The organism is Tenacibaculum haliotis (assembly GCF_025215075.1).
In the GTDB taxonomy this organism is placed as follows: domain Bacteria; phylum Bacteroidota; class Bacteroidia; order Flavobacteriales; family Flavobacteriaceae; genus Polaribacter; species Polaribacter haliotis_B.
The window spans coordinates 198,444-225,090 of the sequence record NZ_JAOBTH010000029.1; the positions used below are offsets into that span (position 1 = coordinate 198,444).

General features: G+C 31.9%; 20 protein-coding genes. 12 read left to right on the forward strand and 8 right to left on the reverse strand.

Features of this window, described 5'->3' with window-relative positions; translation table 11 throughout:
* Window positions 1–2: 2 nt before the first annotated feature.
* Window positions 3–674 (reverse strand): hypothetical protein, encoded by a 672-nt coding sequence (locus N2251_RS12650; protein ID WP_260587094.1) that lies wholly within the window; start codon window positions 672–674, stop codon window positions 3–5.
* 437 nt (window positions 675–1,111) lie between these two features.
* Between N2251_RS12650 and pruA the strand changes: the two genes are divergently transcribed.
* Complete coding sequence (gene pruA / locus N2251_RS12655) at window positions 1,112–2,737, forward strand: L-glutamate gamma-semialdehyde dehydrogenase (protein ID WP_260587095.1); 1,626 nt, start codon at window positions 1,112–1,114, stop codon at window positions 2,735–2,737.
* Between the two features lie 150 nt (window positions 2,738–2,887).
* Window positions 2,888–5,734 (forward strand): M16 family metallopeptidase, encoded by a 2,847-nt coding sequence (locus tag N2251_RS12660; protein ID WP_260587096.1) that lies wholly within the window; start codon window positions 2,888–2,890, stop codon window positions 5,732–5,734.
* Window positions 5,735–5,976: 242 nt separating this feature from the next.
* Here the strand turns inward: N2251_RS12660 and infB are convergent, their stop codons facing one another.
* The 3 genes from infB to rimP form a co-directional block, all read right to left on the reverse strand.
* Window positions 5,977–8,844 (reverse strand): translation initiation factor IF-2, encoded by a 2,868-nt coding sequence (gene infB, locus N2251_RS12665; protein WP_260587097.1) that lies wholly within the window; start codon window positions 8,842–8,844, stop codon window positions 5,977–5,979.
* A 131-nt stretch (window positions 8,845–8,975) separates the two neighbouring features.
* Window positions 8,976–10,232, reverse strand: a complete 1,257-nt coding sequence (gene nusA / locus N2251_RS12670; RefSeq protein ID WP_260587098.1) for a transcription termination factor NusA — start codon at window positions 10,230–10,232, stop codon at window positions 8,976–8,978.
* Between the two features lie 12 nt (window positions 10,233–10,244).
* A complete protein-coding gene (rimP, locus tag N2251_RS12675) occupies window positions 10,245–10,706 on the reverse strand; it encodes a ribosome assembly cofactor RimP (RefSeq protein ID WP_260587099.1) in 462 nt (153 codons plus the stop codon).
* A 157-nt stretch (window positions 10,707–10,863) separates the two neighbouring features.
* Here rimP and N2251_RS12680 point away from each other — a divergent pair, with 157 nt between their 5' ends.
* Complete coding sequence (locus N2251_RS12680) at window positions 10,864–11,697, forward strand: universal stress protein (RefSeq protein WP_260587100.1); 834 nt, start codon at window positions 10,864–10,866, stop codon at window positions 11,695–11,697.
* 7 nt (window positions 11,698–11,704) lie between these two features.
* Here N2251_RS12680 and N2251_RS12685 read toward each other — a convergent pair whose 3' ends face one another.
* Window positions 11,705–12,718, reverse strand: coding sequence for a DUF3089 domain-containing protein (locus tag N2251_RS12685; protein WP_260587101.1), 1,014 nt, complete (start codon window positions 12,716–12,718; stop codon window positions 11,705–11,707).
* 67 nt (window positions 12,719–12,785) lie between these two features.
* Window positions 12,786–13,595, reverse strand: coding sequence for a DUF8457 domain-containing protein (locus N2251_RS12690; RefSeq protein WP_260587102.1), 810 nt, complete (start codon window positions 13,593–13,595; stop codon window positions 12,786–12,788).
* Window positions 13,596–13,696: 101 nt separating this feature from the next.
* Here N2251_RS12690 and N2251_RS12695 point away from each other — a divergent pair, with 101 nt between their 5' ends.
* The 3 genes from N2251_RS12695 to mscL are packed head-to-tail and all read left to right on the forward strand — an operon-like array spanning window position 13,697 to window position 15,858.
* Window positions 13,697–14,308, forward strand: coding sequence for a thymidine kinase (locus tag N2251_RS12695; protein WP_260587103.1), 612 nt, complete (start codon window positions 13,697–13,699; stop codon window positions 14,306–14,308).
* Entirely contained in the window at window positions 14,301–15,401 is a 1,101-nt protein-coding gene (gene alr, locus N2251_RS12700) for an alanine racemase (protein ID WP_260587104.1), read from the forward strand. The genes N2251_RS12695 and alr overlap by 8 nt, the downstream gene beginning before the upstream one ends.
* Window positions 15,402–15,453: 52 nt before the next feature.
* Window positions 15,454–15,858 carry a large-conductance mechanosensitive channel protein MscL gene (gene mscL, locus N2251_RS12705; RefSeq protein ID WP_260587361.1) on the forward strand — a complete coding sequence of 135 codons (405 nt, stop codon included), beginning with the start codon at window positions 15,454–15,456 and terminating at the stop codon, window positions 15,856–15,858.
* Window positions 15,859–15,922: 64 nt separating this feature from the next.
* Here the strand turns inward: mscL and N2251_RS12710 are convergent, their stop codons facing one another.
* Window positions 15,923–16,513: a carboxymuconolactone decarboxylase family protein gene (locus N2251_RS12710; RefSeq protein WP_260587105.1), complete on the reverse strand. Its 591-nt coding sequence runs from the start codon at window positions 16,511–16,513 to the stop codon at window positions 15,923–15,925.
* Between the two features lie 112 nt (window positions 16,514–16,625).
* On the opposite strand from N2251_RS12710, the gene N2251_RS12715 reads away from it, so the two are divergent.
* From N2251_RS12715 to N2251_RS12725, 3 genes are all read left to right on the forward strand, one after another.
* Window positions 16,626–17,051 (forward strand): OsmC family protein, encoded by a 426-nt coding sequence (locus N2251_RS12715; RefSeq protein WP_260587106.1) that lies wholly within the window; start codon window positions 16,626–16,628, stop codon window positions 17,049–17,051.
* A gap of 114 nt (window positions 17,052–17,165) precedes the next feature.
* Window positions 17,166–18,851, forward strand: coding sequence for a single-stranded-DNA-specific exonuclease RecJ (gene recJ, locus N2251_RS12720; protein ID WP_260587107.1), 1,686 nt, complete (start codon window positions 17,166–17,168; stop codon window positions 18,849–18,851).
* Between the two features lie 55 nt (window positions 18,852–18,906).
* Window positions 18,907–19,251 carry a hypothetical protein gene (locus tag N2251_RS12725; RefSeq protein WP_260587108.1) on the forward strand — a complete coding sequence of 115 codons (345 nt, stop codon included), beginning with the start codon at window positions 18,907–18,909 and terminating at the stop codon, window positions 19,249–19,251.
* 26 nt (window positions 19,252–19,277) lie between these two features.
* On the opposite strand, the gene N2251_RS12730 is transcribed toward N2251_RS12725, so the two are convergent.
* The gene (locus tag N2251_RS12730; protein ID WP_260587109.1) at window positions 19,278–20,327 is read right to left on the reverse strand and encodes an endonuclease/exonuclease/phosphatase family protein; all 1,050 of its coding nucleotides are present in this window, start codon (window positions 20,325–20,327) and stop codon (window positions 19,278–19,280) included.
* A 165-nt stretch (window positions 20,328–20,492) separates the two neighbouring features.
* On the opposite strand from N2251_RS12730, the gene N2251_RS12735 reads away from it, so the two are divergent.
* The 3 genes from N2251_RS12735 (at window position 20,493) to N2251_RS12745 (ending at window position 26,642) form a co-directional block, all read left to right on the forward strand.
* A complete protein-coding gene (locus tag N2251_RS12735; RefSeq protein ID WP_260587110.1) occupies window positions 20,493–21,593 on the forward strand; it encodes an acyltransferase family protein in 1,101 nt (366 codons plus the stop codon).
* A 278-nt stretch (window positions 21,594–21,871) separates the two neighbouring features.
* Window positions 21,872–24,655: a TonB-dependent receptor gene (locus tag N2251_RS12740; RefSeq protein ID WP_260587111.1), complete on the forward strand. Its 2,784-nt coding sequence runs from the start codon at window positions 21,872–21,874 to the stop codon at window positions 24,653–24,655.
* Between the two features lie 13 nt (window positions 24,656–24,668).
* Window positions 24,669–26,642, forward strand: coding sequence for a DUF5689 domain-containing protein (locus tag N2251_RS12745; protein WP_260587112.1), 1,974 nt, complete (start codon window positions 24,669–24,671; stop codon window positions 26,640–26,642).
* The last annotated feature ends 5 nt before the right edge of the window (window positions 26,643–26,647 follow it).

Consider the following 26,647-nt stretch of genomic DNA (forward strand, 5'->3'; position numbering starts at 1 on the left):
TTTTAATTAGTAAGTTGTATTTTATTTTTGATTGTTTGTTTGTTTGTTATAATATCCTGCGCATTAACTCGCAACATCACTGCTTTTTTACTTTTGGCAATTTTTGCTTGCTGGTTCGTACATGATTTTACTGCTGATTCAAATCGGTAAACACTTGTATAACTAGCTGTTTCAAATACTTTACGATCTTTCATTTTTGCATTCTGAAATGCTTTACCAATATTAAAATGATGACTACGAACAAATGTTTTATTGATATTGTCGTATTTAAAATGTTTGTGCTTTTTTATTGCCAATGCATCTCTTTTAGAACTAAAGGTTGATAAAACAGTGTTAAGAGCATCCACAGTATCAAAATTACAAGATACCGTAACGATAAATTCCTCAAAATTCAACGTGTTTTTTACAGTATGAATTCCTTTGGTGGTTTTAATTTTCTCAACAATTTTATTCAACTCCTTTCTAATAGTATTCTTCGATGGCACTTTATACCCGTTAACACTATCCAACAGCATTATTGATGCTATTTTAGTTTTACTCTTACTTAAGTTTATCGTGAAGGTAGCCGATCCTGAACCGTCTTTATTAAAAGATATTTCTTCTACAAATTCAAAACAACTTGTAAATAGAAAAAGGGAAATTAGTAACGAAAACAACAGTCGTTTTTTATGCATAGTTTTTTCTTGCAAAAATAACAAAAAACTTTGTTTCGCTATCCCTACATATAGCCATAATTAAATTTACAATACTTTACTCGTTTTATTTATAACGACAATAACACCTATCATTTCTACAAGATAAAATTTCAATTTCACTTCGTTTTTATCCTGCTTTTTTTGGTTTTAAGCTTTCATATCTACTCTAAACAACTACAAAACCCTCATCTCCTAAAGGCAAATAAGTTACCGCACACATAATCTGTTTTATTTTGATAAACACCTCTTAAAAACACCTTAGTAATTACTAAAATAAATGGTAACTTTGTACTATCAAACAATTACAAATTGTTTATTAAAAGTAGCTACTTAATCAATGTAAATAAATAGCATTAGATTTTGTTTTTCACTTTTTAAATTAAAAATATTTTTAAACACACAAACAACATACTAAAATGGCAAGAGGATTTTTTAATGTTCCAAAAGCAGTAAACGAACCTGTAAAAGGGTATGCTCCTGGATCTCCAGAAAAAGAAGAATTATTAGCAACATACAAATCAATGTTTAACAGCAACGTTGATGTACCAATGCATATTAATGGTGAGGAAGTAAGAACTGGAAATACCAGAAATATTACACCACCACACGATCATAAACATGTAGTTGGTCAATACCACACCGCAGACAAATCTCACGTAGATGCTGCAATTTCTACAGCATTAGCTGCAAGAGAAGCATGGTCTAACGTTAGTTGGATGGAAAGAGCTTCAATTTTCTTAAAAGCTGCTGAATTATTAGCAGGGCCTTATAGAGCTAGAATGAATGCTGCAACAATGATTGCACAATCTAAAAACGTATTTCAAGCAGAAATTGATGCTGCTTGTGAAATGATAGATTTCTTCCGTTTTAACGTAGAATATATGACTGATATTTTTAAAGATCAGCCAACATCTTCACCAGGCGTTTGGAACAGAGTTGAATACAGACCTTTAGAAGGTTTTATCTATGCAATTTCTCCATTTAACTTTACATCTATTGCTGCAAATTTACCTGCATCAGCTGCCTTAATGGGTAACGTTGTTGTTTGGAAACCATCAGATCACCAAGCATATTCTGCACAAGTAATTGTAGATTTATTTAAAGAAGCTGGTTTACCTGATGGTGTAATTAACGTAGTGTACGGAGATCCTGTTATGATTTCTGATACTGTTTTAGCTTCTCCAGATTTCTCTGGATTACACTTTACAGGTTCTACACATGTTTTTAAAGAATTATGGAAACAAATTGGTAACAATATTCATACCTATAAAACATACCCAAGAATTGTTGGAGAAACTGGTGGAAAAGATTTCATTTGGGTTCACAACTCTTCTAATCCATTACAAGTTGCAACAGCAATGACAAGAGGTGCTTTTGAATACCAAGGTCAAAAATGTTCTGCTGCTTCACGTTCTTACATTCCTGCTTCACTTTGGCCAGAAGTTAAAAAACATTTAACGGCGCAAGTAGGTGAGTTAAAAATGGGCTCTCCAGAAGACACGTCTAACTTTGTAAATGCAGTTATTCACGAAGGTTCTTTTGATAAAATTGCAAGTTATATAGATGCCGCTAAAGCAGATAAAGATGCAGAAATTATTATTGGTGGAAACCACGATAAATCTGTAGGTTACTTTATTGAGCCAACGGTAATTGTTACTACATCTCCTAAATACGCAACTATGCATACAGAGTTATTTGGCCCTGTTATGACGGTTTATGTTTATGAAGATGCTGAATGGGAAGCTTCATTAAAATTAGTTGATGAAACGTCTGAATACGCATTAACAGGAGCTATTTTTTCTAGAGATAGATACATTGTTGAAGAAGCATCTAAAGCATTAGAAAATGCTGCAGGAAACTTTTATATTAACGATAAACCTTCAGGAGCAGTTGTTGGTCAGCAACCATTTGGTGGCGCAAGAGCTTCTGGTACAAATGATAAAGCAGGTTCGGCACAAAACTTATTACGTTGGACATCTGTACGTTTAATTAAAGAGACTTTAGTAAGTCCTGAAGATTATAAATATCCTTTCTTAGGATAAAAATTATCTTAAATTATATTTTAAAACCTCATCAAATTTTGATGGGGTTTTTCTTTACAATAAATTCTAGCATCTATTTAACACTATTAAAAATCAATATTATGTATATTTATCAGCATCAAAAAACAATTCACACAAACAACAGTAATCATGTTTAAAAAAATTTTATTATTTACAGTGGTAACTTTATTTATCGCCTGCAATAAAAATCAAAAAGAAGAAAAAAAAGAGAAAGAAACATCCTTAAATGTTCCTTTTGAAAAATTTGAATTAGAAAACGGACTTCAAGTTGTTTTACATACTGATAAATCGGATCCTGTGGTTGCAGTAGAATTGATGGTTCACGTAGGTTCGGCAAGAGAAATTGAAGGAAGAACTGGTTTTGCTCATTTATTTGAACACTTATTATTTTTAGAATCTGAAAACCTTGGTAAAGGTGGATTAGATAAAATGAGTGCACGTATTGGTGGTTCTGGCGCTAACGGATCTACATCAAGAGATAGAACAAACTATTTACAAACCGTACCAAATGATGCCTTAGAAAAAATGATTTGGGCAGAAGCCGATAAATTAGGTTGGTTTATAAATACAGTGACAGAACCTGTTTTAGCAAAAGAAAAACAAGTAGTTAAAAACGAAAAAAGACAAGCTGTTGACAATCGTCCGTACGGATTTAATCAACAAATTATCGATCGTAACTTATATCCGAAAGATCATCCGTATAACTGGCAAGTAATTGGATCTTTAGAACATTTACAGAACGCAACTTTAAGCGATGTAAAAGCATTCTTTAAAAAATGGTATGTTCCTAACAACGCTACTTTAGTTTTATCTGGTGATTTTGATCCTGCAAAAGCAAAAGAATGGGTTCGTAAATATTTTGAAGAAATTCCAAGAGGTGAAGAAATTACTCCGTTAGTTAAAAAACCAGGTAAAGTTGATGAATCGAAATTTTTATATTTTGAAGATAATTTTGCACGATTACCAATGTTAACAATGGCTTGGCCAACAGTTGAGTTATACCATAAAGATTCGTACGCCTTAGATATTTTAACAGAATATTTATCTCAAGGAAAAAAAGCACCTTTAAATAAAGTTTTAGTAGATGATTTAAAACTTACCGCAAATGCTGGTATGTGGAACTGGTCTTCTGAACTAGCTGGTCAAACTCAATTAGGTATTCGTGGATTTAATAATGTTGATTTAAATGAAATTAATAAAGGAGTTACTACCGCTTTTAACAAGTTTGAAAAAGAAGGTATTTCTGACAAAGACTTAAACAGAATTAAAGCCGGATTAGAAACTGATTTTTACAATAGCTTATCTAGCGTTTTAGGAAAAGGAACAAATTTAGCTTCTTATAATACCTATGCAGGTAACCCTGGTTTTATCAATAAAGAAATAGACTTAACCTTAAACGTTACCAAAGAAGACGTAATGCGCGTTTACAATACGTATATTAAAGGTAAAAACTTTATAGCAACTAGTTTTGTGCCTAAAGGAATGAAAAACCTTGCGTTAACAAATTCTGAAGAAGCAATTATAAAGGAAGAAAAAATTATTACTGGAGCCGAAGAAAAATTCGACCCAAAGATTGCTGCTCAATATGAAAAAACACCTTCTAAAATAGCAAGAACTACAGAGCCTGTTTATGGAAAATCGCCTGTTTTAAGTGTACCAAATGTTTGGAATAATGAATTAGCAAACGGAATTAAAGTATTCGGAATTGAAAATAGCGAAGTTCCTTTAGTTCGTTTCAACTTAGTAATTGATGGTGGTCAGTTATTAGAAAAAATGGATAAGTTAGGCGTTGCAAACCTTACTGCTCGTTTAATGAACCGAGGAACAAAAAATAAAACAGTTGCACAATTAGAAGAAGCTATTCAGGAATTAGGAGCATCTATTAGAATATCTGCATCAAAAGAAAACATTACTATAAGTGGTACTACTTTAGCAAAAAACTATACCAATACAATAGTATTAGTTGAAGAAATGTTACTAGAACCACGTTGGGATGCAACAGAATTTGAATTGATTAAAAAATCGGTTGCTGGTAATTTACGTCAGCAAGAAGCAAGTCCGACTACCGTAACGCAAAACGTATATAACGAATTGATTTACGGAAAAGATAATATTCGTTCTAAGAATACCTTAGGTACCATTGCCTCTGTAGATAAAATTACTTTAGATGATTTAAAATCATTTTATAATAATTACCTATCTCCTGCTGTTACTAAAATGCATATTGTTGGTGATATTAATCAAGAAAAAGCAGTAGAATCTTTAAATAGTTTATCTACAAAATGGGCTTCAAAAGAAGTTACTATTCCAGTCTATAAAACTCCAGAAGCACCTAACAAACCAACGGTATATTTTTACGATGTACCAAAAGCAAAACAATCGGTAATTAGTTTTGGTGCACCTGCATTGGCTGTTACAGATAAAGATTATTATCCGGCTACAGTAATGAACTACATCCTTGGTGGCGGCGGATTTGCCTCTCAATTAACACAAGAGTTAAGAGAAGGTAAAGGATATACTTATGGAATTGGCTCTCGTTTTACAGGATCTAAAGCTGTTGGAGCATTTACAATTTCGAGTAGAGTTAGAACTAACGTTACGTTGGAATCGGCGCAATTAGTTAAAAAAATAATTACAGAATATCCAACCAATTTTTCTGCTAAAGATTTAGCTACTACAAAAGGTTTTTTAATTAAGAGTAATGCTAGACGTTTTGAAACCATGGGTGCTAAATTAAACATGTTGGAGAACATTAGTACTTACAACTTAAGTGCTGACTATGTTAAAGACAGAGAGAAAATTGTAAATGAAATGACCATTGAAAAAGTACAAGCGTTATCAAAAAGATATGTAAATCCTAATAAAATGATTTGGTTGTTTGTAGGAGATGCAGAAACGCAATTAGACCGTTTAAATGATTTAGGTTTCGGTAAACCTGTTTTACTGAACAAAACCAAAGAAGAAATTAAACTTTAATTATTATATTGATATGTAAAAACAACCTCTTCGGAGGTTGTTTTTTTTTGCTATTAACTGGGTCAAACCTAATTGTATAATCAATTGATTTTGCCTATAAAACTCTTGTGTTATTTAATCTAAAAATACAGTATCAAAAACTCTTTTAACTTAAAAAAATAAAGATTATATCCATGAAACTAAATTGCATAAAAAAAGACGCTTTAAATAAAGCGTCTTTTAAATTTATTTTAAAGTAAGGATTACTTTAATTTCTTCTTAACTGCTACTTCAGTATAAGCTTCAATTACATCTCCTTCAATAATATCATTGTATCCTTTAATCTGAAGACCACAATCGTATCCTTTGGTAACTTCTTTAACATCGTCTTTGAAACGTTTTAATGAAGTTAATAATCCATCGTGAACAACAATTCCATCTCTAATAATACGGATTTTAGAATCTCTAGTAATCTTACCACTCATTACCATACATCCTGCAATGTTACCAACTTTCGAAATTTTATAAACTTCTCTAATCTCAACATTACCAAGAATCTCTTCTTTCATATCAGGAGATAACATTCCTTCCATGGCATCTTTAAGATCGTTAATAGCATCATAAATAATAGAGTATGTTCTAATATCTACTTCTTCTCTATCAGCTACAACACGTGCATTTCCTTGCGGACGTACATTAAACCCAACGATAATGGCATCTGAAGCTGTTGCTAATAACACATCAGATTCAGTAATTGCTCCAACTCCTTTATGTAAAATATTTACTTGAATTTCTTCAGTAGATAGTTTCTGGAATGAATCTGTTAAGGCTTCTACCGAACCATCTACATCTCCTTTTAAGATAATGTTTAATTCTTTGAAATCTCCTAACGCAATACGACGACCAATTTCTGCTAATGTTAATGTTTTTTGTGTTCTTACAGATTGCTCTCTTTGTAATTGAGAACGTTTTGCTGCAATTTGTTTTGCTTCACGTTCGTCTTCAAACACATTAAACTTATCACCTGCTTGTGGTGCTCCGTCTAATCCTAATATTGATACAGGTGTAGATGGTCCGGCAACTAATACTTTGTTTCCTTTATCATCAAACATGGCTCTTACTTTACCACTATGCTTACCTGCTAAAATATAATCTCCAATTTTTAATGAACCTGTTTGTACTAAAATTGTAGATACATATCCTCTACCTTTATCTAGTAATGCTTCAACAACTGCTCCTGTTGCAGTTCTATCTGGATTTGCTTTTAATTCTAAAATTTCAGCTTCAAGTAATACTTTTTCTAATAACTCAGGAATTCCTTCCCCTGTTTTAGCTGAAATATCTTGTGATTGAATGTTTCCACCCCATTCTTCAATTAACAAATTCATCTGAGATAATTGCGTTTTCACATTATCTGGATTTGCATTTGGTTTGTCAATCTTGTTGATTGCAAAAATAATTGGAACACCTGCTGCCTGAGCATGAGAAATAGCCTCTTTTGTTTGTGGCATTACATCATCATCTGCTGCAGCTACAATAATTACTAAATCTGTTACTTGAGCTCCACGTGCACGCATTGCTGTAAAGGCCTCGTGACCTGGTGTATCTAAAAATGCTATTTGTTGATCTCCAACGTTCACAGAATATGCACCAATATGTTGTGTAATTCCTCCTGATTCACCTTCAATTACATTTGCTTTACGGATGTAATCTAATAAAGATGTTTTACCATGATCTACGTGACCCATTACCGTAATAATTGGTGCACGAGTTATTAAATCTTCCGGCTTGTCTATAACTTCTTCAATAGATTCCTCTACCTCAGCACCAACAAACTCTACTTTATGGTTAAATTCTTCAGCAACAATAACTAATGTTTCAGCATCTAAACGCTGATTCATTGTTACCATCATTCCTAACATCATACATGAAGAAATAATGTTTGTTACAGGAACATCCATCATCGTAGCAACTTCACTAACAGTAACAAACTCTGTTACTTTTAATATTTTACTATCTAATGCTTGAGCTTCTAATTCAGCTTCAGTATGTTCTCTGTGTGCTTCTCTTTTATTTCTACGGTATTTAGCTCCTTTTCCTCTTTTAGATTTACCTTGAAGTCTTTCTAAAGTTTCACGTACTTGTTTTTGTACTTCTGCTTCTGTTGGTTCTTCTTTTTTAACAGCTGCCGGTCTTTGCCCTGGTCTTCCTCTACCACCGCTTGGACGGCCTACACCACCACCTCTATTTGCTCCGCCTCTTGCACCACCTCTTGCTGGTGGTCTTGCAGTAGATCCTGGTTTAGCTGTTCCTGGTTTACTAATTCTTTTACGCTTCTTTTTATCAGCGTCAGATTTAGCATCTGGTTTTTTCTTTTTTGGTCTTTCGAATTGTTTTAAGTCAATTTTTTGACCTGTAATTCTTGGACCATCAAGTTTTTTATATTGTGTTTTAAGTTTCTCTGCATTTTCAGCAGTTACTTCTACAGGTTTTTCTTCCTTCACCTCTTCTTGTTTAGCTTCTACCACCTTTTCAGTTGGCTTTTCTTCAACTTTCTTCGGTGCTTCCTTAACTATTTTAAATTTAGCTTTGGCTGGCTTCGCCTTTATAACCTTAGGCGCTTCAGCTTCCTTTTCCGCAACCTTCTCTGTTGGCTTTGGTGCTTCTTTTGTAGGTTCTTGAATAGAAACTTCCTCTTTAGGAGTTGATGCTTCTATTTCCTTCTTTGGTGCTTCTTTAACAACTTCAGGCTTTTCTTCAACAGCCTTACCTGTTTTCACATCAATTTTACCTACTGTTTTAAGCTCTAATTTTTTAGCTTTGGCTTTTAAAACTTCTTGCTTTTTAGCTTCGTCTTCTACCCTCTTCTTCTCTTGCTCTTCTTCTACTTGTAGACGAATAGCTTCCTTCTCTTTACGCTTTTCTTCGCTTACTTCTTTAGAGGCTACTTTCTTAGATTTATCTGTTTGAAAACCATCAAACAATATTTGATATTCCTTATCAGAAATTTTAGTAGTAGGACGAGCTTCTATTTCATGACCACTTTTAGCTAAGTGTTCTACAGCTCTATCTAAAGAAATGTTTAATTCTCTTAATACTTTATTGAGTCTTAATTTGTTGCCTTCAGCCATAAATTATTTTATACTTTGATATTCAAAAAACACACTTTACGCTTTCGCATAGTTATGTTCTTTTTCTTTGATTGTCAGATTTCGTATTGATTCTCATCAATTTTGCAGGAGACTGACTTCCTTTGTATTTTTTATTCTTCGAATTCTTCTCTTAAAACTCGTTGAACATCTAAAATTGTTTCTTCTTCTAAATCGGTTCTTTGCACTAACATAGAAACGTCTTTTTCAAGAACACTCTTTGCAGTATCTAAACCTATTTTCTTGAATTCTGCAATTACCCAAGCTTCAATTTCATCAGAAAATTCTGTTAACTCAACATCTTCTTCTTCTAAACCTTCACGTTGTACATCTATTTCGTAACCTGTTAATTCACTTGCTAAACGAATGTTAACTCCTGATCGACCAATTGCTTTAGATACTTCTTCTGGCTTTAATAAAACGCTTACACGTCCTTTTTTACCATTTTTCTCTTCTTCGTAAGGTTTAATATCTACAGATGTTACTTTTGCAGGGCTTAATGCTCTTGCTATAAATAACGGTTCGTTTTTAGTATAATTGATTACATCGATATTTTCGTTTCCTAATTCACGAACAATACCGTGAATACGAGATCCTTTTACACCAACACAAGCTCCTACAGGATCAATTCTATCATCATAAGAATCTACCGCTACTTTTGCTTTATCACCAGGTATTCTTGCAACACCTTCAATGGTAATTAATCCGTCAAAAACTTCCGGTATTTCTTGTTCAAATAACTTTACTAAAAAAGCTGGTGAAGTTCTTGATAAAATAATAGCTGGTTTATTACCTCTTAATTCTACCGTTTTTATAACTCCACGAACTGCATCTCCTTTTCTAAAGAAATCTGAACGAATTTGCTCACTTTTTGGCAAAACGATTTCGTTTCCTTCATCGTCTAACAAAATTACTGCATTATGTCGAATATGGTGCACTTCTGCACTATAAATTTCACCTTCTAACTCTTTAAATTGCTTAAAGATGTTTGTACTATCGTGCTCGTGTATTTTAGAAATTAAGTTTTGGCGTAATGCTAAAATAGCACGTCTTCCTAAATCGATTAATTTTACTTCTTCTGATACATCTTCACCAATTTCGAAATCTGGCTCAATTCTTCTTGCTTCTTCAAGCTCTATCTCTTCATTATCATCCTCTGAAAAACCATCTGCAACTACTACACGGTTTCTCCAAATCTCTAAATCCCCTTTATCTGGGTTAATAATTATATCAAAGTTTTCATCAGATCCAAACCTACGTTTTAATGCTGCACGAAATACTTCTTCTAAGATAGACATTAATGTTACTCTGTCTATACTTTTATTATCTTTAAACTCTGAAAATGACTCAATTAACGCAATATTTTCCATTTCATTCTCTTATTAAAATATTATCTTCACTTTTGCTTCTTTGATATCTTCATACGATAAAACCATTGTTTTTTCTACCGTATGCTTTCCCTTACCAATTGGCTTAGGCTCTCTCGCTTTCCAATACAACGTAATATTATCATCTGTTGTTTCAGTTAACGTTCCTTCAAATTCTTCAGTTGCTGTTTTAACTTTTAGAATTCTGCTGATATTCTTTTTATACTGACGCTTTACTGTAAGCGGATGTGCAATATCTGGTGTTGTTACCTCTAAAGAAAAATCTTCTTCTTCTCTATCTAAATTATGCTCTATTTTTCTACTAATACGCATGCATTCATTTAAAGGCACTCCTGAATCACCATCAACAATCACTTTTATTTTACTGTTCGCTAAAAATTGCAAATCGATTAAATATAACGACTCGTTCTCTTGTAAAGCTTCCTGTAATAATTCTTTTACTTTTTCTTGATTCATCCTGAGGTATAAAAAGAGGGGACTCTCGTCCCCTTCCATCCATCTAATTAATAAATTTGCTGCAAAGATAGTAAGTTATTCATTAACACGCAAATATCTTCTTCTTCAAAATATTTTTCGTAATTTAAGGAACTATCTACTTCTAAATCTTTTTATTATGAAAAAAATATTAGTTCCTACGGATTTTTCAAAACCATCAGAATACGCTTCAAAACTAGCGGCAGCCATTGCAAAAAAACCAAATAGCGAAGTGCATTTACTCCACATGATCGAAATACCAACCGGTGTTGTTGACATGACTGGTTCTCGTTCTTTTAGCATTCCAGAAAGCATGTTATACATTAGAAAAGTACGTGACAAGCTACTTAGCTACAAACAACAGTTTTTCCCTGAAAACGACAATATTAAACATGCAATTCGTTTTCAAACTCCTTATAATGGCATACAGGATTATTCTAAAAAAATAAATGCTGATTTAATCATCATGGGATCAAAAGGGCATACCGAATTAGAGGAAATAATTATAGGATCTAATACCGAAAAAGTAGTAAGAAATTCCGAAATACCTGTCTTAGTAACCAAAAAAGATGGTAGTAACTTTTCTCCTAAAAATTTAATTTTCGCATCTAGTTTTAAACCCAACAAAAATCAGGTTTTCAATCGTTTTTTAGATTTTGCTAGTAATTTTGACAGTAAAATTCATCTTTTAAAAATTAACACCCCACAAAAATTCGAAAACACTAAAGAAACCAAACAAAAAATTGAAAATTTTATTACAAAATATAACCTAAAAAACTACTCTATAAATGTTTATAATGATTCCTCTATCGAAGAAGGTATTTTAAATTTTTCGAATGACATAAATGCCGACATCATTGCAATAGCAACCCACGGAAGAAGTGGTTTAGCTCATATTTTTAACGGAAGCATCACCAAAAATCTTTCTAAGACTTCAATAAAACCAATGCTTACTTTTAAAACACTTCGATAAAAAATAACTATCTGTTTTTTTCTAGCCAGCTTCTTACCCTCAGCTCGCTATTTTCTTTTATATCAAGCCAAAATAAATTGATATCACCGGCATGGTAATTTTTAAGAAATGACATAAAAAATCGCAGTGGAAACTTCGGATTTGTAGCCCATACTAATCCATCTGTAATTTCAATTTTTAGTGCTTTAGAATACATTTTCCCGTTACTATACAAAAACCCTTTATGCTGATCTAACTCTGTTGTCATTGACGTGTTCCAAGTTATTGGATTTGTAGTAACACCGCCTTTGTACCAGTTTTTGTTTTCAGGAAAATGCCCCTTTTTAAACGTATTCCAAGAGAGAAAACCCCCTACCTGATTGGGTGAATTCATTGGTTTGATCGTTTTAAACTCATTTTCCACAACTCGCATTCCCGGAATAAAAGCTGCTATCAGCCTTTTTTGTAGTGGTTTTTCATCAAAAAAATCTTTTAATAACTGAATTGCATGCTTAGCACCTTGGCTATGCCCTGCAATAATTATTGGGCGATTTTTATTATACTTTTTTAGGTACACTTCAAAAGCATTTTTTACATCTTGATACGCTAAATTTAATGCCTTATCGCCACCTACTTTATATTTTTGATTAAATGATCGGTAATGTGCTTGTCGGTAATAAGGCACGTATATTTTACCAGCTGTTGCGAAAGCAGAAGTTTGATACAAGACTACTTTATCTAGTACTTTCTCATTTTGTTCTTTATCATTTAAACCAACGTTCCAACGGCTATCTTTTTTACTGGTATTTAAAGTCGGGTAGATATAAAAAACATCTGCTTGTAAAGTGTCTTTTTTTGCAGGTGCGTATTCTTTAAAACTCTTAGGGTATTTTGATGGTAAAACCGCCCAAGAACTTTCTAACTCATAATTTGGTTTTGAAGGACTGTTCTCCGAGCTAAAAACCTGTGTATTATATATTGATTTACAACTACCAAGAACTGCTAAAAAAAGTATACCTATTATAATTTTTATGTTTCTCATTTCCTATAATTCTTCGTAAACTTTCTTAGATTATCTATTTTCCCCCATTCAGTTTTTAATAATATATTTAAGCAAATCTTCTTTCAATAATTTCAAAAAGTCGGGTTTCGTACACTTCTTTGTCTGACCAATCATAATCGGGCTTGATCATTTTATTGATAAATTTCTTTGCTTCTTTTTCTGTTTTAAATGTATTTAACTGAGATACAACTCTATTAAAATCACCCTGACTCCCATCGAACAAGTGTTTTACAAAGACAATTCTATCATTTAAATCTACTTGAATCGCGTTTTGCAGATGTTCGTTTAATGATTTCTTTGAATCTGCCTTTTCAAATAAATCTGCCATAACATCTACCGAAATAGTTCCCGCTAACTCATCTTCAAGTGTCGGGCTTTTTCTTTCTTCTACCTCTTCTACAACGATATCTTCTTCAAATAACAAACTCTCTATTTCATCAAAAGGTTGTTCGGTAATCTCTTCCAATTCATCTACACCTACTCTTACCTCATCAATCTGCTCATCTACAATTACAGTAACATCAGCTTCTTTTTCTTCTTCCTTTACAACTTCAACTATCTGCTCTTCAACAACATTATCAAGCTCTTCTTTTAATTGATGAACAATTTTATCATCAACTACAACAACTGTTTTATTTTTATTTTCTTCAGCCAATAAAATATCTTGTAATAACGCTTCTTTTGTTTTTGCAGGATTCGGAGTATTATTAACATACTCTTCTACATACGCTAAAACCGAAAGTTTTTCATAAACCTCATATGCTTTCTGCTTTAACTCAAACACATCTTCTTTATTTTTCATCTGTAAAATACTGTGTGCTATACTGGTTAAATCTGATGCTAGTTTTTTGTGCATAAGTTGTTGTTTGATTTTATTTTTTGCTGTTAAATTTTAATAAATTTGTTCCTTATTCGAAAGTAACACAAATATCAATAATTAGCGCTTAAAATTACAAAATGTTTCTTGAAAACACAGTAAATCATACAGAACAATTTGGTTGGATCGAAGTAATTTGCGGCTCAATGTTTTCGGGTAAAACCGAAGAATTAATTCGCAGACTTAAACGTGCGCAGTTTGCAAAGCAACGCGTAGAGATTTTTAAACCATCGGTAGATACTCGTTACGACGATGAAGAAGTGGTATCTCATAATGCAACCAGAATTAGATCAACACCTGTTCCTGCCTCTTCAAATATTCGGTTATTAGCGAATAATGTTGATGTTGTTGGAATTGATGAAGCGCAATTTTTCGATGACGAAATTGTAGCTGTTTGTAACGACCTCGCTAACAGAGGAGTTCGTGTAATTGTTGCTGGTTTAGATATGGATTTTAAAGGAAATCCCTTTGGACCAATGCCCGCATTAATGGCAACTGCAGAATATGTAACTAAAGTACACGCAGTTTGTACTCATACTGGAAACTTAGCACATTATAGTTATAGAAAAGCACTAAACGACGATTTAGTTTTACTAGGTGAAACACAAGAATACGAACCTTTAAGCAGGGCTGCTTATTACAAAGCGATGCAAGCGCAAAACAAAAAAAAAGAAAACTTACCCAATGAATAACAACGTTACTGTTTTAGAAATTGATGCGAAATCTGTAGCACATAATTTTGCTTATTTTAAGCAGAAATTAAACCCTAGCACTAAAGTTTTAGCAGTTGTAAAAGCTTTTGGTTATGGTAGTGAAGCCTCAGAAATAGCAAAACTACTTCAAAATAAGGTAGATTATTTTGCGGTTGCTTATTCAAACGAAGGAATTATTTTGCGTGAAGCAGGTATTAAAACACCTATTTTAGTTTTGCATCCGCAAATTCAAAACTTAAAGGATATTGTAAAACATCGATTAGAACCCAATTTATATAACTTTAAAATATTTGATGCTTTTTTACAATTAGCTGACGAAACTATTTTAATGAATTACCCTGTGCACATTAAATTTAATACAGGTTTAAATAGGTTAGGTTTTTGGCATACCGATGTTCCTAATATTATTACGGCTGTTAAAAAATCTAACAACATAAAAGTTGAATCTATTTTTTCTCATTTAGCTGCCAGTGAAGATCCTAATGAACAAGAATTTACAATTGGTCAAATAAATAACTTTGCTTATATCGTAAAACAATTTTATGAGCATTTAGGCTACAAGCCTATGATTCATATTCTAAATACTTCGGGTGTTATAAATTATCCGCAAGCTCAGTTCGATATGGTTCGTTTAGGTATTGGTTTATACGGCTTTGGAAACAACCAACAAGAAACTGCTCAACTAAAAAACACGCACACTTTAAAATCAATCATCTCACAAATACATATAATTCAACCAGGTGAAACTGTTGGATATAACAGAGCATTTGTTGCTAGTAAACCAACACGAAGTGCTACCATTCCTATTGGACATGCAGATGGTATTTCACGAAAACTAGGAAATAAAGAAGGCTTTGTATTTATCAATAATCAACCAGCTCCTATTATAGGAAATGTTTGTATGGATATGATTATGGTTGATGTAACAAAAATTGAATGTAAAGAAGGTGATCAAGTTATTATTTTTAACCATCAACAACACATCGAATACATTGCTCACAAGTGCGAAACCATCCCGTATGAAATACTTACAGCAATATCACAACGCGTAAAAAGATTGGTAAAGCGCTAATTTTTTTATATATTTTCAACTCAATTAACTATTAAAAACAAAAATCATGGGAATGCTTAAAGAATTTAAAGAGTTTGCAATGAAGGGTAACTTAGTCGACATTGCTGTTGGTTTTGTTATGGGTGCAGCTTTTAAACAAGTAGTAACTTCTTTTACGGGGGGAATTGTATCGCCTTTAATTGGTTTACTATTCAATGCCGATTTTAAAGATTTAAAATACATAGCAAAACAAGGGATAGCTGATGAAGCTGGAAAAATAACAGGTGAAGTTGCTATTCTTTATGGTGAATTTTTAACCAATATTATCGATTTTATTATTGTTGCTTTTGTAATGTTTATGGTTGTAAAAGCTATAAACGCAATGAAGAAAAAAGAAGAACCAGCTCCTGAAGCTCCAAAAGGACCAAGTCAGGAAGATTTGTTAGGAGAAATTAGAGATTTACTTAAAAATAAATAACAACTAATTTCAAATAAAAAAGGCGGTAAAATTAATTTTACCGCCTTTTTTATTTTATCCTATTTTAAATATGTTTTCCTTTTTCCCAACCATGTTTTCCTAAATATTGATCTCCGCTTTCTACAGCACCATCTTCAATAGAAGTTCCCATAGAATCGTTCCATCTATTTAAATATCCGAATAAAGAAATTACCCCTAACATTTCTACAATTTCCCCTTCATCCCAATACTTATATAATTCGGTTTTTATCTTATCATCAACCATATTCGGAACCATAGAAGCAGCTAATGAAAAATCTAACGCAGCACGCTCAGCATCCGAAAAAGCAGCATGTGTTTTGTACTCCCAAATATTATCTAATTGCTCTTGTTCTGCTCCGTAACGCTCCGCAGCTCTAATCGCATGTGCTTGGCAATATCTACAACCAGTAGCATTACTCGAAACCCAAGCTATCATTCTTTTTAAGGCTGATGTTACTTTTCCCTCATTTGCCATCACTGCTTTATTTAAATTGATAAAAGCTTTTGAAATGGCAGGTCTTCGTTGCATTGTTAAAACCGAATTCGGACAAAACCCAAGTGTTTCGTTAAAAAATTCAGCTAATTCTTTGGTTTCTTTATCATGCTCTGCAGATAATGGTGTTACTAATGGCATATGTTATATTTTTATTAATAAATTTTTACTGTAAGTTTGTGTAAAGATTCAACAAGCTTAGTTGACGCTTTATTAAATTTGCTTACGCAAGAAACAAAAAAAAAATTAGATTATGGCATCGCACACAGTTACAACAGTTTGGAAAGAAAACATGCAATTTGAAACCGACAACCCTAGTGGTCACAAAACATTTATAGATGTAGGTGAAGAAAATGGTGGTAAAGGAGATGGATTACGACCTAAAGCGATGATGTTATCTGCCTTAGCAGGATGCTCGGGTGTTGATGTTATTCCGTTATTAGAAAAAATGCGCGTTGCTATTGATGATTTTAAAATAGAAATTACAGGTAAATTAACCGAAGAACATCCTAAATATTACGATAAAGTATTTGTTGATTATCATTTTTATGGAACCGATTTAAACGAAGATAAAATTAACAAAGCAGTAAAATTATCAGTTGATAAATATTGTGGTGTTATGGAAATGTTTAGAAAATTTGCTGAAGTAAAAACAACCAATCATTTTCATAATAAATAAATATTCGACTTAATTCATAATCTGTACGTCATTCTGAATTTATTTCAGAAGCACATACTTACAATAAACAGCTGAGGATTAACCTACCTAACCCTTTCGTTTTAAATTAAAAATATGCGTTGGACTTTAAAACAGGAACCCGATTCTAAAAAAGTAAAGCAATTAGCTGAAGAATTATCAATAGAAAAAACTTTGGCTAAAATTTTGGTGCAACGTAATATTGATACTTTTGATAAAGCAAAACAATTTTTCCGACCTTCATTAAACGATTTACACGATCCGTTTTTAATGAAAGATATGGAAATAGCGGTTGAACGAATTGAAAAAGCAATTGCCAACAACGAGAATATTTTAGTTTTTGGCGATTATGATGTTGACGGAACTACTGCCGTTTCTTTAATGTCGTCTTATTTAAAAACAATTCACCCAAATATTGCCACTTATATTCCCGATAGATACGCCGAAGGTTACGGAGTTTCTTATATGGGAATTGACTTTGCAGAAGACAATGGTTTTTCTTTAATTATTGCTTTAGATTGCGGAATAAAAGCCATCGATAAGGTTGCTTACGCATCACAAAAAAACATCGATTTTATTATTTGTGATCACCATAAACCAGGAGCAGAAATACCAAAAGCTGTTGCTATTTTAAATCCGAAGCAAATAGATTGTTCGTATCCGTATGATGAATTATGTGGTTGTGGTGTTGGTTTTAAATTAATTCAAGCACTAGCATCTAAAAGAAATCAGACTATTGATGATTTGGTCGGTTATTTAGATTTGGTTGCCACTGCAATTGCCGCAGATATCGTTCCGATGACAGGCGAAAACAGAACGTTAGCTTATTGGGGTTTACAGGTAATTAATTCGCAGCCAAGAAACGGAATTAAAGCAATTATTCATCAATTAGACAAAAAGGTCTTAACTATAACCGATGTTGTTTTTATTATCGCTCCGCGGATAAATGCTGCAGGAAGAATGAAACACGGTAATCATGCCGTTGAACTCTTAACAGAAATGGATTTTGAGGCTGCTGTTGATTTTGCTGCATCCATAGAAAAATACAATTCAGACAGAAAAGAACTAGATAAAAAAATTACGCAAGAGGCCTTGCTTCAAATTGAAAAAAACGAAGAAACTGAAAAATTTACTTCTGTTGTTTTTGATAAAAACTGGCACAAAGGTGTAATCGGAATTGTAGCTTCTCGTTTAATAGAAACCTATTACAGACCTACATTAGTTTTTACTAAAAGTGGTGATAAGTTAGCTGCTTCTGCACGATCAGTAAAAGGGTTTGATGTGTATAATGCCCTAGAACAATGTACTGAGTTTATTGAGCAATTTGGTGGTCATAAATATGCCGCAGGCTTAACTTTACTGCCTGAACAATATGAAGGTTTTAAAAATAAATTTGAAGAAGTAGTTGCAACAACTATCGATAAAAATTTATTGATTCCAGAAATTAGTATCGATGCTGAATTAGATTTGTCTGAAATTTCTCCAAAATTTTATAGAATATTACAGCAAATGGCACCTTTTGGTCCGTTAAATATGAAACCTACTTTTTCAACCTCATCGGTTAGAGATAATGGTTACGGAAAACAGGTTGGAGCTGATAAAACACATTTAAAACTAAATATTATTTACGGTTCAGATAAAAGAACATACAATGCTATTGGTTTTAATTTAGGTAAAAAACTATCTTCTGTTCAAAATGAATTCGATATTGTGTATGCGCTCGATGAGAATACTTGGAACGGTAATACTACAATTCAATTAATGCTAAAAGATTTAAAATAATTTATTTAGAATTATTCTAAATAAATTATATATTTGTTTCCGTAATAAATTACTTATGGAAGAAATTATTAAAATTTACGACAATAAAATTGGCATTTCGTTTTACTGGAAAGACAAAAGTGCACATTTAATCCAATTAATATTTTGCGATACAGGCTTTCATTTAACCGTAAATGAAATTGAAGTTTTTTTAGAAAAAGTACTCGACTCAAAAAATCAAAAAAACTGTGCTACTTGTGTAAAAGGAGAAAATTGTAAATCTATTTTACTGCAAACTCCCTCCGAAAAAGTAAGCATGGCTGTTTCACAAGTTGAACTTGCTCAAATAGATGACTTACTTAAAGGAACTTTATTTCAAATGCGCATGAACAACTATTTAGATGATTTATGTAAAAATTAATTCAGTTGTAATTTTAACAAAGCTTGTTAATTTTCTTTTATCAAATACATGTAAACAGGATAATGATCACTGTAACCGCCAGTATATTTTCCGTACGAAAAACTTCTAAAAGGATATCCTTTATAACGTCCTTTTTTTTCGGTTAAAAACTGTTTATTAAAAATTGCAGCTTTAAACATTTTAAAAGAAGAATACTCTTTTTTTCCTTTATCTAACAGCGATGAAGTTATTACAATTTGATCAAATAAATTGATATTATCTCGATACATTAAAGTATTAAATCCGCGGCGAAACATATTTTCATATGGATTGTAAAGAGCGTCTTTTGTAACATTTTTCTTTTTCGACTTTGTTTTTAAAACCGTTTTAAAACTAGAGTTTATTGGGTCGTCATTAAAATCACCAAGAATTAATATTTTCGGGTTCGGATCGTTTTCTTTGATACTTTTAATAATCTGAGTTACTTTATAAGCTGCTTTTTCTCGCAATGGTCTACTCTTTTTTTCTCCTCCTCTTCGTGATGGCCAATGGTTTACAAGCACATGAATTAATTCATCGTCTAAATAACCAGAAACCCATAATATATCCCGCGTATAAACCTTTTTATTCTCCTTATAAATATTCGGATTAAACACTTCGAAATGAATTGGTTTAAAATATTTTTTTTGATATAATAAAGCGACATCAATACCTCGTTTATCAGGAGAATCGAAATGAACAATTCCGTAATCTTTGCTTTTTAATTTATCCGTATCAATTAAATCTTCTAGTACTTTTTTATTCTCAACCTCAGCAACACCTATAATAGCTGGACTCGTTTTGGTTTTTTCGGAACCCATTTGTGAAATAACATCTGATAATTTATCTAATTTATCACGATATACTTTTTCTCTATCACCTTTAATTTCCATCATAGGGCTGGCTTCATCATTCTTTTCAACATCATCAACAGTGTCAAAAAGGTTCTCTAGGTTATAAAAACCAATCGTTCTTATTTTATATGCTTTACTTGTTTGTTGCGCATAAGAAAACGAGGCTATAAAGACAATAACGATACAGATTATTCTTTTAATCATGTTGTAAATTTTGCTTAAAAATAATATAAAAGTGATTGGATATAAACAACTATTAAAAATAAATTTCATAAAATCAAAAAAACACTACTATTTCTACGAAAAAAGTTTCTTACTTTTTCTTTTTAAGAATGAAACATGTTCTGTACTTTTAAAAAAACTAGATAAGTGAATAAGAGATTATTATCGATAGATATCCTAAGAGGATTGACTATATTTTTTATGATTATAGTGAACACTCCTGGATCATGGAGCTATGTATATCCGCCTTTATTACATGCTAAATGGAACGGCTGTACCCCTGCTGATCTTGTTTTCCCTTCCTTTCTTTTTGTTATAGGTATGTCTTTATTTATATCTTTTAAAAAGATGTTTAAATTACCCACTGCAATAGTTGTGAAGAAAATAACTAAAAGAGCTTTCTTAATCTTTTTAATCGGACTATTTCTTAATTGGTTTCCTTTTTACAATACACCTTTTACTGAATTAAGATATTTTGGTGTACTACAAAGAATAGCATTGGCTTTCTTTTTTGCAGGATTACTTATCATTTTACTAAAACGAATAAATACCATTTTACTTGCTAGTATTTCTTTACTGTTAGTTCATTGGGGAATATTATTCTTTTTTGGCGAAGCAGATAACTATTTAACTTTAAAAGGCAACATTGGTGGATACTTAGATATTGCAATCTTTGGTGAAGCGCATCTTTACAAAGGGTATGGATTAGCTTTTGATCCTGAAGGGTTGTTAGGAACATTATCTAGTATTTCACAAATTCTTCTTGGCTATTTCATAACATCACTTGCTTTATCTAAAGAAAGAAATCCTTTACAAAAGATGAAATACTTGTTATTAATTGCATCAGTAATGTTAATCTTAGCACTTATCTGGGATAATTATTATCCTATCAACAAATCACTTTGGACAGGTTCTTATGTTTTATTCACTTCAAGTATTTTACTTTTTCTATGGATTATATTGATGTTTATTATCGATTATAAAAAAATTACTAGTTGGACATTCACTTTTAATGTTTTCGGCATAAATCCTCTAATAAGTTATACCTTATCAATCCTTTTTATAAAAATATTTGCGAGCGTTATATTATTTAAAAATACGAACCTTTATGCTTACTTATATAATGCTGTTTTTCAACCAATTTTTGGCAACAAGTTAGGTAGTTTACTTTTTGCTTTTACTTTTACATTTTTCATCTGGTTATTTGCTTATTGGTTATATAAGAAAAATAAAATAATTAAAATATAATACTAACAAAAACAGTAAACACTTGATATAAAAATCATGTATTTGCAAAACTTATTGTTGTTTTAAAAAAACGAAACCTGAATTAAAATTACATTAATTTTTTCAGGTTTTTTTTGATTCTAAAATCCACTTTTCATCAACAACAAAACCGTAAACAACTGTAAAAAAGATAACTACAAAAAAACATCAAAATACAAAAAATGTTAAAGTTATCTTAAAATTATATATCTTTAGGTAAAAAATTAGCGCGATTAATTAACGTAATTAAACAAGCACCTATGAAAAAGCTCACAATAACAATGTTATTGATGCTTTGTAGTTTATTTGCTATAAATGCTCAGAACGCTGTAAAAGGAATCGTAATTAATAGTGATTCTGAAGAACCATTAAAAAATGTTTTAGTAAGTGTAAAAGGGGTTAACATTCAAAAATCAACGAATATTAATGGTTCTTTTCTACTAAAAAACTTACCCGAAGGGAAACATGTAATAACAATCTCTTTAAAAGGGTTTGAAACTCAAAATTTTCCTGTTACGGTATCTGAGTCCATCATAGATTTAGGTACTATTTTAATCTACGAAACTATTTCTGAATATCAAGATTTAAGTATTATTACGCTTACTGATGATGAATTAAATGATGAATCTAACAGTGCCGATAATATTTCTGGATTACTACAATCATCGAAAGACACTTATTTACGTGCGGCTGCTTTTGAGTGGAGTTCCTCCTTTTACAGAATTAAAGGTTTGGATTCTGATAACGGAAAAATATTAATTAACGGAATTGAAATGAACAAGCTTTACAACGGTCGCCCACAATGGAGTAATTGGGGTGGTTTAAATGATGCTTTAAGAAATCAAGAGTTTAGTAATGGCTTAGCTCCCTCTAATTTTACTTTTGGAGGAGTTTTAGGAGCTACAAATATGAATACACGCGCTTCTGAATATCAAAAAGGAGCAAGAGTATCCTATGCTTCATCTAACAGAAGTTACTCTCACCGTTTAATGGCAATGTATGCTACAGGACTCATAAAAAACGGATGGGCGCTCACAGGTTCTGTAAGTAAAAGGTATGCCGATGAAGGTTTTACCGAGGGATCTTCTTATGATGCATTCTCGATGTTTCTCTCTATAGAAAAACAACTTAACGAAAAACACAGTTTAAATATTACCGCTATTAAAACCGAAAACAACAGAGGGAAATCTGCCGCTAATACGCAAGAGGTTTATGATATTAAAGGGATTAAATACAACCCTTATTGGGGATATCAAAATGGAAAAATCAGAAATTCTCGTATAAAAAGAGTTGACGAACCCATAATTATGTTAAATCATTATTGGAATATAAATGATAAAACCACATTAAATACGGGTATTGCTTATCAGTTTGGTGAAATAGGTAATAGTAGAATAGATTTTAATGGCGGTAGCGATCCTAGTCCTACTTATTATAGAAAATTGCCTAACTTTTTTCTAAATGATTCTTATGGTCCCGATTATGAAAATGCGTATAAAGCCTTAACAAATTTTCAAAACGACGGACAATTAAATTGGCTTGATTTATATATAGCCAATGAAAATAGAGATGACAATGGTTTGTTTGTTTTATACGAAGATCGTAATGACGATAAACAAATAAGCATGAACACTATTTTAAATTCTCAGTTAACCGAAAACATTACTTTAAGTGGTAATTTAGAGTATAAAACATTGGCTTCAGAAAATTTTGCTAGTGTAATAGATTTATTGGGTGCTACTGGTTACTTAGATATTAATAAGTTTGGTAATCCGCTTGAGGATGATTTTCAAAACGATTTATTAAATCCTAATAGGATTGCAAAAAAAGGAGATCGATTTAAATATAATTACAAATTAACATCGAGTGTTTACGGTGGATTTGCACAATTATTATTTAAGTATAATAAAATAGATTACCATATTAGTGCTTCTGTAAATAACACCACACACCAAAGAGAAGGTCTCTATAAAAACGGAATTTTCCCTGGTGATGACTCTAATTCTGAAATACCTAATTCTTTTGGGAAATCTAAAAAATTATCATTTTTAGGTTATGGTGTTAAGGGAGGACTTACTTATAAAGTTACCGGTCGGCATTTAATCGATTTTAACGCAGGCTACATTAGTAAAGCACCTTTTATTCGTAATTCTTTTGCCAACTCAAGGTCTAATAACTTAACAGTTACTGACGTGAGTACTTTGTTGAATGAAAAACTGATGTCTTTTGATGCTAGCTATATTTTAAGAACACCTTTTGTAATGGCGAAATTATCAGGGTATTTCACAAAAATACAAGATGCTACAGATATTGCTTTTTATTTTACTGGTGCTGATAATCTTTTTATTCAAGAAATTGTAACTGGAATCGCTAAAAAACACTTCGGTGCAGAATTAGGTATCGAAGCACAAGTATTATCAACATTTAAATTAAAAGCTGCGGCTAATATCGGGCAATATACTTATGATAATAATCCGAATATATCTTTGGCTTCAGAAATTAGTACCGAATCTAAAAATGCAGGTTTTGATGAAAGAGGAATAAAAGATTACGGCACAGCAAATCTTAAAAATTATAAAATAGCTTCAGGACCACAAACAGCCTATTCTTTTGGTTTTGAATATCGAGATCCTGATTATTGGTTTGTAAGTGTAACTGGTAATTATTTAGACAATGCTTATGTTGATCCTTCCCCTATAAAAAGAACTACCTCTTTTATTTCTGATGATGGACAACTTTTTCCAAATTTCAATCCCGATATAGCAAGACAATTATTAACACAAGAAAAATTTGATGGTTATTTTACCTTAAATGCTATTGGCGGTAAAACCTGGCGGATTGGTAAAAACAAATACATAGGCTTCTTTGCAAGTGCAAGTAATTTACTTAATAAAAAATATAAAACAGGAGGCTACGAACAAGGAAGAACTGCTAATTACGGATTAGAAAGTGAAGATAACGCAAACGGAACTCCAAATTTTGGTAGTAAATATTGGTACGGCAGAGGCGCTACCTATTTCTTAAATGTGAATTATAGATTCTAAAAAAATATTGAAAATGAAAACAAAAAATATATTTAAATTCGGAACAATACTTTTTATCTTCTTCTCTTTTTCTGCTTGTGTAGAGGATGGCGATTTTACGATTCCTACTTTAGGAGACGATAAAGAATATGCAACTATAAAACCGTTAACAGAAATTGCTGATTTATACCAAGGCAGCTTAGTTGATTTTGAAGAAGACATTACAACCTTCGGATATGTGGTTTCTAATGATAAAGAAGGTAATTTTTATAAAAGTATTATTATTCAGGACTCGCCAGAAAATCCATCCATAGGATTTGAAGTTTTAATAGATGATTTTAACTTAAATGCAAGATATATTGTCGGTAGAAAAATTTTTATCAAACTAAAAGGTTTGTTTTTAAATAGAAAGAACGGAGCGTATCAAATCGGCGTTGAAAACACTTTTAGAAACGGTGTTACGCAAATTAGTCCGAATGATTATGTTTATTTTATTGATAGAGCTTCTGAAATTGCAACTATAATTCCCACCGAATTAGAAACAACTGAATTAACAGACGCACATATTAATACCTTAATAAAAATTAACAACCTACAATCAGAAACACAAGGATTAACCTATGCAAATTCTTCTAATACCGATTCTGTAGATAGAATTTTTACTAGCTGTGATTCTTTCGAAACAATAACCTTAACAACAAGTGGCTTTGCTGATTTTAAAGCGTTACCTATTCCTGATAAAAAAGGAAGTATTACTGCTATTTTAAATAAATTCGAAAATGATTATCAACTATTTATTAGAGGTACAAATGATATTGATTTATCAGAAGAATATGGCTGTTATCAAAACCCAACAGAAACACTTTTAGCTGATATTAAAGGATTGTTTACAGGAACTGAAACTACGATTACTCAAAATTCAAAAATAAAAGTAATTGTTACTTCCGATCTCTCTAAAGGAAACATTTCTAATCAAAATGCTTTTGTTCAAGACAATTCGGCCGGCATATCATTAAACTTTAGCGACACACATAATTTAAACTTAGGTGATGAAATAGAAATTGCTGTAGGCGGATTAAAACTAAATGAAAACAACGGATTACTACAATTAAACTTAGCTACTTCAAATATATTAAGTGCAACAACTGCCACCTTACCTACACCAGAAATAATTTCTATTTCACAAGCATTATCGGGAAACTTTGAAAGTAAATTAGTACAAATTGAAGACGTTCAATTTAAAAACATCACGAAAACATATGCTGGTGTAAATACGTTAACCTCTGATTGCCTTAATGAACTAAAAATGCTTTCCGTTACATCAAATGCTACATTTGCAAACAATCAAGTAAGTGATAAAAAAGGAACCGTTACAGGTGTTCTGACAGAGGCAAACGGAGTATATTTATATATTAGAGATGAAACCGATGTAAACTTTACTGAAACTTATACTTGTACTCCTACTGGTGGAAGCGGTAATAATTTGTTTTTCTCTGAATATGCTGAAGGTTCTAGTAACAATAAATACTTAGAAATTTACAATCCTACTACGCAAGAAATAGACTTAACAAACTACGCTTTAGCTAGTGTATCAAATGAACCTACTACTATTGGCGAACACGAACGTTGGAATAAATTTCCTGAAAATGCAAAAATACCAGCAGGCGAAGTATATGTTGTTTCGCACACCTCTGCAAATTCAACAATTTTAGCAAGAGCAAATCATTCTTTCGGGACTTTAAGTAATGGTGATGATGGTTTTGCTTTAGTATACGGAACAGAAACTAATTTTACAATACTAGATTGGTTAGGCGATTGGAATGGTGATCCCGGAACTGGGTGGGATGTTGCTGGAATTACCGAAGCAACTAAAGACCATACATTAGTAAGAAAATTAGCAATTACAAAAGGAAATATAGATTGGACAGTGAGTGCAGGAACAAATACTTCTAATACTGAATGGATCGTGAAAAGTATAGATGATTTTTCATCCATAGGAAATAGATAATAAAT

Coding starts and splice junctions, on each gene's coding strand:
- N2251_RS12715 (WP_260587106.1), top strand. CDS start 16,626: ATGGCATCGCACACAGTTACAACAGTTTGGAAAGAAAACATGCAATTT.
- N2251_RS12660 (WP_260587096.1), top strand. CDS start 2,888: ATGTTTAAAAAAATTTTATTATTTACAGTGGTAACTTTATTTATCGCC.
- N2251_RS12695 (WP_260587103.1), top strand. CDS start 13,697: ATGTTTCTTGAAAACACAGTAAATCATACAGAACAATTTGGTTGGATC.
- N2251_RS12690 (WP_260587102.1), bottom strand. CDS start 13,595: ATGCACAAAAAACTAGCATCAGATTTAACCAGTATAGCACACAGTATT.
- pruA (WP_260587095.1), top strand. CDS start 1,112: ATGGCAAGAGGATTTTTTAATGTTCCAAAAGCAGTAAACGAACCTGTA.
- N2251_RS12680 (WP_260587100.1), top strand. CDS start 10,864: ATGAAAAAAATATTAGTTCCTACGGATTTTTCAAAACCATCAGAATAC.
- N2251_RS12740 (WP_260587111.1), top strand. CDS start 21,872: ATGAAAAAGCTCACAATAACAATGTTATTGATGCTTTGTAGTTTATTT.
- N2251_RS12650 (WP_260587094.1), bottom strand. CDS start 674: ATGCATAAAAAACGACTGTTGTTTTCGTTACTAATTTCCCTTTTTCTA.
- N2251_RS12745 (WP_260587112.1), top strand. CDS start 24,669: ATGAAAACAAAAAATATATTTAAATTCGGAACAATACTTTTTATCTTC.
- N2251_RS12730 (WP_260587109.1), bottom strand. CDS start 20,327: ATGATTAAAAGAATAATCTGTATCGTTATTGTCTTTATAGCCTCGTTT.
- recJ (WP_260587107.1), top strand. CDS start 17,166: ATGCGTTGGACTTTAAAACAGGAACCCGATTCTAAAAAAGTAAAGCAA.
- infB (WP_260587097.1), bottom strand. CDS start 8,844: ATGGCTGAAGGCAACAAATTAAGACTCAATAAAGTATTAAGAGAATTA.
- mscL (WP_260587361.1), top strand. CDS start 15,454: ATGCTTAAAGAATTTAAAGAGTTTGCAATGAAGGGTAACTTAGTCGAC.
- nusA (WP_260587098.1), bottom strand. CDS start 10,232: ATGGAAAATATTGCGTTAATTGAGTCATTTTCAGAGTTTAAAGATAAT.
- N2251_RS12725 (WP_260587108.1), top strand. CDS start 18,907: ATGGAAGAAATTATTAAAATTTACGACAATAAAATTGGCATTTCGTTT.
- rimP (WP_260587099.1), bottom strand. CDS start 10,706: ATGAATCAAGAAAAAGTAAAAGAATTATTACAGGAAGCTTTACAAGAG.
- alr (WP_260587104.1), top strand. CDS start 14,301: ATGAATAACAACGTTACTGTTTTAGAAATTGATGCGAAATCTGTAGCA.
- N2251_RS12685 (WP_260587101.1), bottom strand. CDS start 12,718: ATGAGAAACATAAAAATTATAATAGGTATACTTTTTTTAGCAGTTCTT.
- N2251_RS12710 (WP_260587105.1), bottom strand. CDS start 16,513: ATGCCATTAGTAACACCATTATCTGCAGAGCATGATAAAGAAACCAAA.